This is a genomic window from Pseudoalteromonas sp. SWYJZ19 (assembly GCF_015864375.1).
In the GTDB taxonomy this organism is placed as follows: Bacteria; Pseudomonadota; Gammaproteobacteria; order Enterobacterales; family Alteromonadaceae; genus Pseudoalteromonas; species Pseudoalteromonas arctica.
On the sequence record NZ_JADYXI010000008.1, the window covers coordinates 84830 to 97691 of the forward strand.

The 12862-nt window shown below is 41.7% G+C and carries 4 protein-coding genes; 3 read left to right on the forward strand and 1 reads right to left on the reverse strand.

Features of this window, described 5'->3' with window-relative positions:
- Positions 1-4 precede the first annotated feature (4 nt).
- A complete protein-coding gene (locus I6F45_RS10055) occupies positions 5-6703 on the reverse strand; it encodes an Ig-like domain-containing protein (RefSeq protein ID WP_197160383.1) in 6699 nt (2232 codons plus the stop codon).
- A gap of 239 nt (positions 6704-6942) precedes the next feature.
- Between I6F45_RS10055 and I6F45_RS10060 the strand changes: the two genes are divergently transcribed.
- From I6F45_RS10060 to I6F45_RS10070, 3 genes are all read left to right on the forward strand, one after another.
- Positions 6943-8919, forward strand: a complete 1977-nt coding sequence (locus I6F45_RS10060; protein ID WP_197140059.1) for a TolC family outer membrane protein — start codon at positions 6943-6945, stop codon at positions 8917-8919.
- Between the two features lie 384 nt (positions 8920-9303).
- The gene (locus tag I6F45_RS10065) at positions 9304-11442 is read left to right on the forward strand and encodes a type I secretion system permease/ATPase (protein ID WP_024593177.1); all 2139 of its coding nucleotides are present in this window, start codon (positions 9304-9306) and stop codon (positions 11440-11442) included.
- Positions 11439-12860 carry an HlyD family type I secretion periplasmic adaptor subunit gene (locus I6F45_RS10070; protein WP_024608819.1) on the forward strand — a complete coding sequence of 474 codons (1422 nt, stop codon included), beginning with the start codon at positions 11439-11441 and terminating at the stop codon, positions 12858-12860. Before I6F45_RS10065 ends, I6F45_RS10070 begins: the two co-directional genes overlap by 4 nt.
- Positions 12861-12862 lie beyond the last annotated feature (2 nt).

The following is a 12862-nucleotide window of genomic DNA, read 5'->3' on the forward strand; positions in this document are numbered from 1 at the left end:
GCACTTACGGTGAAGTTACCTTCTGCAAGGGCTGTCNACTTACGGTGAAGTTACCTTCTGCAAGGGCTGTCGTAACAGGGACTGACCACGCGCCACTTCCGCCAACTGTCGCGGTAATGGTTTGCTGTGCACCGGCACTGTCTGTCACAATAATAGTGACTTCACTGCCTTGCGGTGCATCGCTGGTACCCGAGATAGTCGGTGTCGTGTCATTGCTAACACCATTGTCTACAATAACAAGGCTTGGTGCGGTTAAGTCAATCTCGCCTGCTTCTGTGGCGCTGCCGATATTACCTAGGCCATCGTCTACCTCTGCGGTGACAGTATATTCGCCTTCGGCTAGCACGCTTGGTGCATCGACGCTCCATACACCACCCGTTACGGTCGTATCAACAGTCGTAATATTCCCTGCACTGTCTTCAAACGTTAAGCTAATGGTGGTGTCATCGGCCGCATCGCTTGTACCATTAATGGTTGGGGTGGTGTCGTTGGTATCAACCAATGCATTAATACTGATGCTTGGGGCCGTGGTGTTGAGTGTTGCGGTTTCACTTAATGTGGTGGTGTTTCCGGCGTTATCGCTCACGCTGGCTTCAATAGTAAGCTCTCCATCAGCTAATGCTGTCGGCACATCTGCTGACCAACTGCCATCGGCTTGTACTGTCGCGGTGAACGTTTCGGTTGTGGTGCCGTCGCTTACGCTGATGTTTATCACTGTGCCCGCTGGAGCATTGCTGCTTCCGCTGATTGCTGGAGTGCTGTCGTTCGTAGCGCCCACGGTATCCAGTGTTAATGTCGGTGCTAAGGTATCAAGAGTGCCTGATTGAATTGCGCCACCTGTGTTGCCTGCATCATCGGTGATACTGGCTTGCACGCTGTAGCTGCCATCCGGTAATTCAGGGCTGGTTGCTTGCCAATCGCCATTTGCATCCACAGTAGCGGTAATTGGGTGTTCATCACCGTTGCTGTCGGTAATAACAATGTTTACAACAGTGCCTGCAGGCTCTGTTGAGGTACCACTAATCACTGGAGTGCTGTCGTTACCTAAGCCCAGTGCATCAACGGTGACAACCGGTGTAATGGTATCCACATTGCCACTGCTGTTTGCTGTGCTCTCGTTGCCTGCAGCATCAGTAATGCTGGCAACAACGCTAAACTCACCTTGTGCAAGGGCTGTCGATACTTCGATTGCCCAATGTCCATCGCTGCCTATAACGGTCTCAATGGTTTGCACAGCGCCTTGGCTGTCGGTGATGGTGAGTGTAACGGTGCCACCAATTTCATTACTGGTGCCTTGCAGCTCTGGTGTTAAATCGCTGATATCACCTACATTTTGAATGGTGAGTATTGGCGCTTGTGTGTCTAACGTAATTGTATCTGTAACTGTTGTCGTATTTCCTGCTTCATCAGATACACTCACTTCTATGGTGTTATCACCTTCATTTAAATCTGCTTGTGGAATTACTTCCCAGTTACCATTTGTATCAACTGTAGTGGTAAGTGTTTGTTCAACTCCATTTTCATCTGTAATAACAACCGTGATACTGGTACCAACGTCTGCATCACTAGTGCCTGAAATAGTAGGCGTTGAGTCGTTGGTTACAGCTTCAAAGTCAACGGTTAAGCTAGGTCCTGATGTGTCTATATTACCGGTAGCCGTAGTTGAAGCGCTATTTCCTGCAGCATCAGATACTTCAGCTTCTACAGAATAATCGCCCGAGGCCAACTCTTGAGAAAGTTCAACACTCCAATTACCATCGGCATCTGTTGTTGTGCTAAATGTGCGAACAACTCCTTGAGAATCAGTAACCGTTAAATTTATAACTGTGCCTGAAGCTACGTCAGTTGTGTTACCAGAAATAACCGGTGTTGTATCATTACTTGTCTCTAGTTCATTTACTTGTATTGTTGGAGGCGTAATATCAATTACAGCATCAAGCTCTGCATTAGCCGTTCCACCACCTATGTCTGTTACTGTTGCACTAATTAAAATGGTGCCCTCAGCTAAATTTGCAGGCGGAGTAACACTCCAAAGACCGTTTTCATCAACAACTGTGGTTAAAGTAATTATTGCACCCGCTGAGTCAGTGATCTGAACTTCAACTTGAGAGCCAGCTTGTGCATTAAAAGTATCACCATTTATTTGAGGTGTTTGATCGTTAGTTTCGCCAATAATATCAATGGTAATGGTCAATGCGCTTGTATCAATTGTGCCTGAAGCACTTGCTGTACCTTCATTACCAGCGCTATCACTAATACTTGCATCTACAGAGTAACTTCCTTCAGCTAAAGCCGCGGACACTTCTACAGTCCAACTTCCATCTGCAATTACTTCTGCTGTAATTATTTGTACTATACCGTTAGCATCGGTCACTGTTAAAGTTACGGTTGAACCAGCTGGCTCACCGCTAGCTGTGCCTGAAATAGTTGGTGTTGTATCACTCGTATCGCCTAGCGCATTAATAGTAACTATTGGCGCTGTGGTATCAACTTCTCCCGTTGTTGTGGCTGTGGTTTCATTACCCGCGGTATCAGTAACCGATACTTCAACAGTAAATTCGCCTTCACTTAATTCGTTCGGCACATCTACACTGAAGGTGCCATCGGCTTGTACTTCAGTAGTAATTATTTGTGGATTACCTGCTTCATCAGTCACGGTAATAGTAACAACCGTGCCTTCTGGCTCACCCGTCGCGGTGCCTGAAATAGTTGGTGTGGTGTCGTTAGTATCACCTACAGGGTCAATAATAACTGTTGGCGCGGCAGTATCAACTTCGCCTGTTGTTGTTGCGGTAGTTTCATTCCCTGCAGTATCTGTAACCGATACTTCAACAGTAAATTCGCCTTCACTTAATTCGTTCGGTACATCAACACTAAAGGTGCCATCAGCTTGTACTTCAGTGGTGATTATTTGTGGGTTACCTGCTTCATCAGTCACGGTAATAGTAACAACGGTGCCCTCTGGCTCGCCCGTTGCAGTGCCAGAAATTGTCGGTGTTGTATCATTGCTATCAGCGAGTGCATCAATCGTAATAGTTGGTGCGGTATTATCGATAGTTCCTTGTGCTGAGGTTTCACTTTGATTACCTGCTTCATCGCTAACGATGGCATTAACGCTAAAGTCACCTTCAACTAACTCATTAATAGCATCAGCTGTCCAGCTACCATCAGCTAGCGTTTGTGTTGTAATTGTTTGTGTATTACCACCAGCATCCGTCAATATTAATGTAACCGTTGTTCCAGCTGGCACATTTTGTACTGAACCTGAAATTGTTGGAGTAGTATCGGCGCTATCTGGGATTACATTAATTGCTATAATTGGAGCTGATAAATCAATTGTTCCAGTACCGGTATCGCTTGCTTCATTACCTGCAGCGTCTGTTACTGTTGCCGTAATTGTAAAGTCGCCTTCAGCAACAGCTTGAGTTGCACCAACTTGCCAAGTTCCATCTTCTGACACAACCGCCGTCAATGTTTGAGACTCACCATTTGCATCAGTAACTAAAACACTAACAAGGCTACCCGGAGCTACATCACTTGTTGTTCCGCTAAATGTAGGCGTTGTATCGTTTGAATCAGCAAAGTCATTTATTGCAACTAAAGGAGGGGTGGTATCAACTGTGCCTAGTTGTGAATCTTGAGCTGCGTTACCTGCATTATCAGATACATTAGCAGTTACGGTAAAATCCCCCTCACTTAAAGCAGTTGAAATCTCAATATTCCAAGTACCATCAGCACTTATAGTAGTCACTAACTGTTGCTCTGCTCCTAGACTATCGGTAACAATTAAAGTTACTTCACTGCCCGATGCTAAACCTTGAGTAGAGCCGGTAAGAGTAGGTGTTGTATCGTTTGTATCAGCAATATTGTTGATAGTGACACTTGGTGCGGTTAAATCGACCGTACCTGTAACAGTTGCCGTACTGCTATTGCCTGCAGTGTCGCTAACACTTGCTGTTACTGTGAAATCACCTTCACTGAGATCTGCAATAATATCCGCTGTATATGTACCATCTGTATTTGTAGTTGTTGTAAGTGTTTGTTCATTACCTTCACTGTCAGTTATTACTAATGTAACTTCGGTCCCTGCAGGTACATCAATTACATTACCGCTTACAGATGGGGTTACATCATTCGTATCCTCAATAGGATTAATCGTGATTGCAGGATCGGTTAAATCAATCTCTCCAGTTTCACTTGCAGAAGCTGTATTACCTGCAGCATCAGTCACTGTTGCAATTACACTAAACTGACCTTCAACCAATTCATTACTTGCCTCAACAGACCAACTTCCGTCAGCACCTGTAACTACTTGCACGGTTTCTGCTACGCCATCGCTTCCTGTAAATGTAACGGTTACTAACGCACCAGGTTCTACGTCTTGGGTAGAGCCGCTAATTGTTGGTGTTGTATCGTTAGTATCAATAATAAAATTAATGCTTACCGTTAAATCAACATTACCTACTGCACTTGCTTGCGCTTCATTGCCCGAGTCATCTATAACCGCTGCAACTACAGTAAAGTCGCCCTCAGGCAGAGGAGTTGTTACTTGTGCAGTCCATGAACCATCTGCTTGCGTCACTGCTAGTAATGTAAATGTACTGCCATCGCTTGCCGTAATAGTTAAAGTAATGGTAGTACCTGCAGGCACATTACCGGTGTTACCACTTAAAAATGGAGTGGTATCGTTAGTATTAGCAATTGCATCGATTTGAATTGAAATAGGAGCAAACGTTATTTCGCCGTTTGTTTGCGCAGTAGCCTCATTACCCGCAGCATCGGTTACTGACGCAGTTGCTGTAAACTCACCACCTGGCAAGATTTCATTAGCATCAACACTCCATGTGCCATCTTCATTTAATAAAGTAGTTAAAGTTTGTACGCTACCGTTTATATCGGTTACTAATACTGTAATTACAGAGCCCGCTGGAGCGTCTTCTACCCTACCTACAAATGTTGGTGTAGTATCGTTAGTATCAGCAATTGCAGTAACGGTAATATCTGGATTTGTTAAATCAACAACACCTTGGTTATTTGCTTGGGCTTGATTACCTGCAGCATCGCTTACACTTGCATCAACCTCAAACTGCCCTTCAGCCAATGGCGTAGTTACGTCAATAGACCAATCACCATCAGCGTTAGTTTGGGTTAATAATGTTTGAGTTTGACCATTAAAATCGGTAATAACCACACTAATAATAGAGCCAGCAGGTACATCTTGCGCGTTACCTGTAATAGTTGGCGTGGTGTCTTGAGTGTCGTTAATATTATTAATTTGTACCGTAGGCGCCGTTAAATCAACTACTCCTGAATCACTTGCTAATGCTAAGTTTCCTACACTGTCGCTTACTTGTGCATCAACTGTAAAATCACCTTCAGGTAAAGGAGTCCCAACTTCTACACTCCAGCTTCCATCGGCTTGAGTAACCGCTGTTAATGTTTGTATTTGTCCTGCACTATCTGTAACAGTAATTGTTACTTGCGTGCCTTCAGGAACCCCATTTGTTGTTCCAAAAAGTGGTGGTGTTGCGTTATTTGTTTCATCAGTTACATTTACTGTGATTACCGGAGCAGTTAAATCTACATTCGCTAAAGCTTGATCTACAGCTTGATTTCCAGCGGCATCAATCACCACTGCGCTTACGTTAAACTCTCCTTCAGATAAAGGTGAGGTAGTAGTAATAACCCAATTTCCTAGTGCATCAACCTGAGTAACAATTGTTTGTACCGTACCTGCACTATCCGTTAACGTGACCGACACATTATCACCAGTGTTCAACCCAGATACAGTCCCTGTTATTGTCACTGTTTGCGAAGCAGAATCGGCAACAGGATCAATAGCAATAAGCGGAGGTGTTGTATCAATTTCTATAAAAATAGTGTCGTTTATAGGGGTGCCAACAGGATCTGTCGCCTCAACAACAACGGTCACAGGACCATCCGCAACTGGAGTTGGTAGGGTTATTTCAAAGGTACCATCAGGGCCAATCACAACACTAACTACTTGAGAATTTCCATCAACATCAGTTACCGTTACATTAACCGTTTCGCCAATTAAGTTTTCACTCGTACCGGTAATTGTTGGTTGTGATGAATTAGTAACGCCCAGCTCATTAAGTGAAATAGAAGCCGAAGTTGCGTCAGGCACAATACCATCAGAGGTATCTCTTAAATTAAAAGCTTCAGTAGCGCTTTGATCAAAAGAAGAATCAAAAGTAACACTACTAGGATCAACACTTTCAGAAATTCGGGTTAACTGTACAAACGAACTACCTCCATCTGCACCAGCTGCATTACCGCCACCAGCGGCTGTTGCCTCTAAATTATCTAAAATGTCCCCATCACCCTCTAATGCATCTAAAAAATCTGTTACATCTGAATTAGCCGCCGTTGATGAGTCTTGTTCTGTACCTAAATCTAAGCTTGCGATTGCTTCATCTAAACTTTCATCAAAAACAGTTGTTTCGCTAGAGTCTCTTGCTTCTTTAGCTAATAGGTCTGGTGTTATTTTTACCTTTTGATTTGCGGGTATAGATAAGGTTTCACCTTGCACATCTATTTGTAACGACGACTTAATAGCAGTAACAACTAAATCACCTACGGTAATAATGTCACCAACGTTTAACGCTCTTATTGATCCATCATCCAACACAACACCCGCCGAACCCTGAATATCAATAGCTACAAGTTGATTTGCTTCCATTTAGGTACCCTCAAACTTTTTAAAATAACAATCTAATAAATTAAAGGTAGAACAAAAAAAGCACATAGATACTGGACTCAAGTACAGGTTTAGAAGAAAAATTCAAAAATAAAAAATCAACAAAAAAGTGGTAGAAATTTTTTTTCATGCTACCCGAAAAGATTACTTGCAAAATTAGCACTCCTTTACTAAATATTTAAAAGAGTATTTTCGGTCTTAACAGGATCTAAGAGGAAGAAATGATTATAAAAAACACTTTTAAAAAGCATCAAGGGACTATGTTAATCGGATTAGCGATTACAGCCGTAACTTTATCAAACTACGTGCATGCAAACGAACAATCAGCAATGCCACTTACATACGTCTCAAGTAAAGCGATTGAAAACAATCCTGAAGTACAAGAAGCATGGCATGCTTTTAAATCTTCTATTTATGGAGTGGATGCTGCCCGTTCAGGTTATTTACCAAGTGTTGATGTATCAGCAAGTGCAGGATATGAAAGAAGAAATTACGGTATTGAAGAAGAATATAACCGTAATACAGCCGAATTAAGCGTTACTCAAATGCTTTATGACGGTTTTAGAACATCTAATACAGTTGACCGTTTTAAACGTATTCAACTTATTAGGTACTTTGAGCTTATTTCTCAAACAGAACAAACAGCACTTGAAGCCTCGATTGCACTACTTGACGTACAAAAATTCAAAGAGTTAGTACAACTTGCAGAAGCTAATTTACAAGAGCACGAGTCTGTATACCAACAAATAGAGCAAAGCGTAAGCGCCGGTGTAGCGCGCGCAGCAGACCTAGAACAAATTAGTGGCCGTTTATCTCTAGCGCAATCTAATGTATTAACGGAGTACTCAAATTTACATGATGTAAGCGCTCGCTACCTAAGAGTTGTAGGTGAGCTACCTATGAACGATATAAAGCAAGCTGACCTTGATGAAAACAATATACCAATTTCGGTTAACCAAGCGCTAGACGTCGCCTACAAAAACAGCCCTTCATTTTATGCCTCTTTGTATAATATTGAAGCGCAAAAGGCGAACGCCAAAGCACAAAAAGCGGCCTTTCATCCTAACGTAGATTTATCTGCCCGCTACGGTAGCCAAGATAGAGATGAGCTTGGTCAAAATGAAACCAGAACAGAAGCGCGAGTCGGCATAGATATTAGTTATAACTTGTATAACGGTGGTCTTGATAGCGCTAATTTAGAACAAGCTTATCAAGATATAAACATTGCAAAATATCAACGAGATCAAGCCTGTATTGATATTCGTCAAAGTCTGCAAATTGCCTACTACAACGTCACTATACTAGAGCAAAAGTTGCCAGCGCTTAATCAACACCGCGAATCATCAACTAAAGTTAAAATTGCATATAAAGATCAATTTGATATAGGCCAACGAACTCTACTAGACGTACTTGATGCCGAAAACGAATCGTTCCAATCAACACGTTCATACATAGTTGCGCTATACGACCGCCAATCGGCTATTTTAACTATGCTAAAAGAAATGGGGAAATTATTGCCAGCACTTGACGTAATGTCAGGTAAATACCCTACATTAAAAGAGCTAACTGACGATCCTATTGTGCATAACGCACAAAATATTTGTCCGAGTTACGATGTAGCAACCACCTTTAGCCGCAAGGCATTTCTACAAAAAAAAGCGAAGCAAGATAATGCCTACATGAGTGTAACCGCTATGCCAAGGTACTTAGATATACCGTTGGAAACCGACACTACACAAAGTAGCTTTTTAGATGATGATGGTGACGGCGTACCAAACGAGCAAGACACTTGTCCGAGTACGCCGCTGTCAACTAATGTTGATTTATCTGGCTGTACAATTTATAGCGCATCAACCTCGAATATAGAGATTGGTATCCCTTTTTCTGCTGACTCAAGCGATGTAAGGTCTCAATATATTCAAGAAATTAGTCGGCTTGCAGATTTTTTAAAAGAAAACCCAAATAAGCAGGTTGAAATACAAGGTCATGCTTCTCTAGATGGAGATCGAACATATAACCGCAAACTATCTGAAAAACGTGCGTTTGCCGTTGCTGAAATTCTAATTAAACAATTCGATATAAAACCAAAACGTGTTAAATCGTTCGGGTACGGTATTGATCAACCTCGAGTAAACGAAATATCAGTAAGAGCAAATGCTGCGAATCGACGTATCGAAGCTGTAATTACTGATAGCTAAGTCAATTAACGTTATGTAAATAACTAGGGTCTGTTGATCTTTGCGGATTAAAATTTGTTCAAACTAGGGGCTGTTTAATCGCGGCGCGAGATTTGTAACCTAGTGGGCTAAGTAAAAACCGAGCAACAAAGAGTAAATAGCCCCTAGGAAGAACCCTTTGGGCAGCGCCTGTTTGGCATTAATGCTACGTTATCACCCATTTATGGGGAATAACCACACTGCATAGGCTCTGCCTTGCCTAAATACCAAACAGACTGCTGCAAATTTAACCTGAAAGATCAACAGACCCTAAACTCGGCTTGAAATATTTAAGCTAAATTTATTTCTCGAGTTTAGGTTTAGTAGTAACAACCGCATGCAGTTCTACATAACATTGGATGGTTTATGGAATTAAACGATGTACTTGATCATGGTGGCATACTCGTTGACTGCCTAGCAGTTTTATGCCGCCATCATGATAAAGAGTTTTCAAGAGAAGCACTATTAAATGGACTTCCTCTAACTGATGGAAATCTTACTCCATCAGGTTTTTCGCGCGCAGCTAAGCGCATTGGCTTTAAATCGAAAGTAGTTAATAAGCCACTACAAAAAATTAATACAGCACTGCTACCTGCCATCTTAATTTTAAAAGACAATCAAGCCTGTGTTATTAATTCTATTGATTACGATAAGCAGTTGGTGAGTGTAATTTACCCAGAGCTTACCGAATCAGTTATCGAACAAAGCATTGATGAATTAGCAGGCAACAGTGTTGGTTTAATTATTTATGCACAACCAGAATTTGCATTTGATGAGCGAACACCTGTACTTGAAAAACTATCAAAAGACGGATGGTTTTGGGGAGTAATTAAAGAGTGCCGCTCACTTTATAAAGACGTAATCATTTCAGCTATTGCGTTGGGCTTTTTGTCGGTTGCCATGCCTTTATTTGTAATGAATGTATATGACCGCGTAGTGCCCAACCATGCAACAGAAACCCTTTGGGTACTTGCCATTGGTATTTTGATAGCACTCACTGCTGACTTTGTTTTACGCTTAGTAAGAGGCTATTTTGTAGAGCTTGCTGCAAGCAGAATAGATGTAAAAGTATCGGCTGTAATTATGGAGCGGGTATTAGGTATGAAACTAAAAAACCGTCCATCATCAGCTGGCTCCTTTGCTAGCAATATTCAATCATTTGAAGCTGTACGTAACTTTTTTAGCTCCATAACGCTTGTCGCATTAGTCGACTTACCATTCGTAGTTTTATATTTAATTGTTATCGCCATTATTGGCGTACCTCTAAGTTTACCCATTATAGCGGGCGCACTTATATTATTAGCTTACGCTATAGCCGCACACCGCAAACTTGAAGCCCTTTCAGAGCAAACAATGAAAGCAAGCTCAATGCGAAATGCAGTATTAGTAGAAAGTTTAACCAACATTGAAGATGTAAAAAGCTTTCACTCAGAGTGTAAAACACAATCTGTATGGGAAAAGTCGACCATTTACATTGCGCAAGTAAATGCACAAAGCCGACTCGTTTCAAGCTCCATATCAAATACAGCATCGTGGATACAGCAATGTGTAGGCGTGATAATAATGATAATAGGCGTACACCTCGTTATTGAAGGTGAGCTAACTCAAGGCGGATTAATTGCAGCTTACTTATTATCATCTCGTGCTATGGGCCCTATTGGGCAGTCAGCCGCCGTATTAGCGCAGTATCATCACGCGGCAATAGCAATGCAATCACTGAACGAAATTATGGAAAAAGAGGTTGAACGTCCACCGGGTAAGCACTGGCTAAGCCACCCAATTTTAAAAGGTGATATAGAATTTAAAGACGTCTGTTTTAAATACTCTGACGAATCTCATAATGCACTCAACGGCGTTAGTTTTAAAATTAAAGCAGGTGAAAAAGTCGCTATTTTAGGACGTAATGGCTCAGGTAAAAGTACATTAGAAAAGCTTATTTTAGGGCTATACGAACCCTGTTCAGGAGCAATTTTGATGGACAATAACGATATACATCAAATTGACCCTGCAGAGCTTCGCCATAATATTGGTTATGTACCGCAAACCGTTGCCCTGTTTTATGGGACCTTAAAAGACAACCTTACGATAAGCGCTTGGCATGCCAAAGACGAGCAAATTATTGAAGCCTGTGAGCGAAGCCAATTATTTGATTTAATTAATTCGCACCCAGACGGATTTGATCTACAAGTAGGCGAGCAAGGCCGCCAATTATCAGGAGGGCAACGCCAAGCTGTAGGTATGGCAAGAGCCATAATTAACGACCCACCAATACTATTACTAGATGAGCCAACTTCATCGCTAGATCACAATAGTGAAAGTAAAATTATTAACAATTTAAAAAATTATTCTAAAGATAAAACCCTAATTGTAGTGACTCATCGCTCATCATTACTCGAGCTTGTTGACCGTATTATAGTTTTAGATAACGGAAAAGTAGTTGCTGATGGACCAAAACAAAAAGTAATTGCGGCGTTAAATAATAAAACCGTGGAGCAAGCCTCATGAGTGATAACAAAAAACCACTTGAACAACGCTCTTTTGAATCTGTTAGCAAAGCAATAGAAGCAAGAAAACAAGGTAAGCCATCCGTATTTAATAAACTATTTAAAGGATGGATTTCACCGCCAAATACTCAAGACTGGGTAGTAGATGCACAGTGGGAAAAAATGCAGCAGGAACCAGCAAGCGCTAGGTTACTACTTTATCTAATTTGTTTAACGTTTATATGCCTTATTGTGTGGTCTGGCTTTGCTAATTTGGATGAAGTTGCTCGTGGCGAGGGCCGTGTTATTCCCTCTAATAAATTACAGCTTATTCAATCTTATGACGGCGGTATGGTCGAAAAAATAAATGTCCGAGAAGGCCAAATAGTAAACGAGGGGGATGTACTCATTAAAATAGACCCTACCCGCTTTATTTCTAGCTTTAGAGAAAATCAATCCAAGGTTGAATCGTTAAGTGCAAAAGTTGCGAGGCTCAGAGCGCTCACTCAAAAAAAGGAGCTCGTATTTAACGAAGATGTTATAAAAAATGCACCTCAGGTGGTTCAACACGAACGCTCTCTTTATTTGAGTAACAGCCAAGAGTTGGAGCAACAGGTAAGTATACACAAACGCCAACTAGAGCAGCGACACCAAGATTATATTGAAGCAAAAGCGGCACTTCAGCAGCATACCAGCGCGCTACGCTTAACAAACAGGGAGCTTAAAGTGACCCGCCCATTGTTACGCACCGGTGCTATTTCGGATATAGATATTATTCGTTTAGAGCGTCAAATAGTTGATTTAAACGGCGAGATAAACAGAACCAAAGCAGTTATAAATAGGAGTCTTTCGGCCATTAACGAAGCTAAAAATAAGGTAACCGAAGTTGAGCTCGTTATGATTAACCGCTGGAACAATGAACTCTCCGAAGCGCTACTGCGACTGGACTCAATTAAAGAAACTGAATCTGGCTTGGCCGATAAAGTAACTCAAACTGAAATACGCTCTCCTGTTAAAGGCACTGTACAGCGGTTATTAGTTAATACTGTTGGCGGTATTTTACAGCCCGGTAGTGATGTTATGGAAATTGTCCCGCTTGACGATCAACTTGTAGTAGAGGCAAAAATCCCGCCTAAAGACATTGCATTTTTACGCCCTGGGCAATCTGCAATGATAAAATTTAGTGCCTACGACTTTGCCGTATATGGTGGCCTTGAAGCCGAAGTATTACATATTAGCGCCGATACAATTACAGATGACCGCGAGAATACCTTTTATTTGGTGCAACTAAAAACCACCAAAAATAATTTTTCAAAAGAACTAACTATTATTCCAGGAATGACCACTCAAGTGGATATTATTACCGGTAAAAAAACCGTACTTGAGTATATTTTAAAACCGGTTCTTAGAGCTACATCGCAAGCAATGACAGAGCGTTAAAA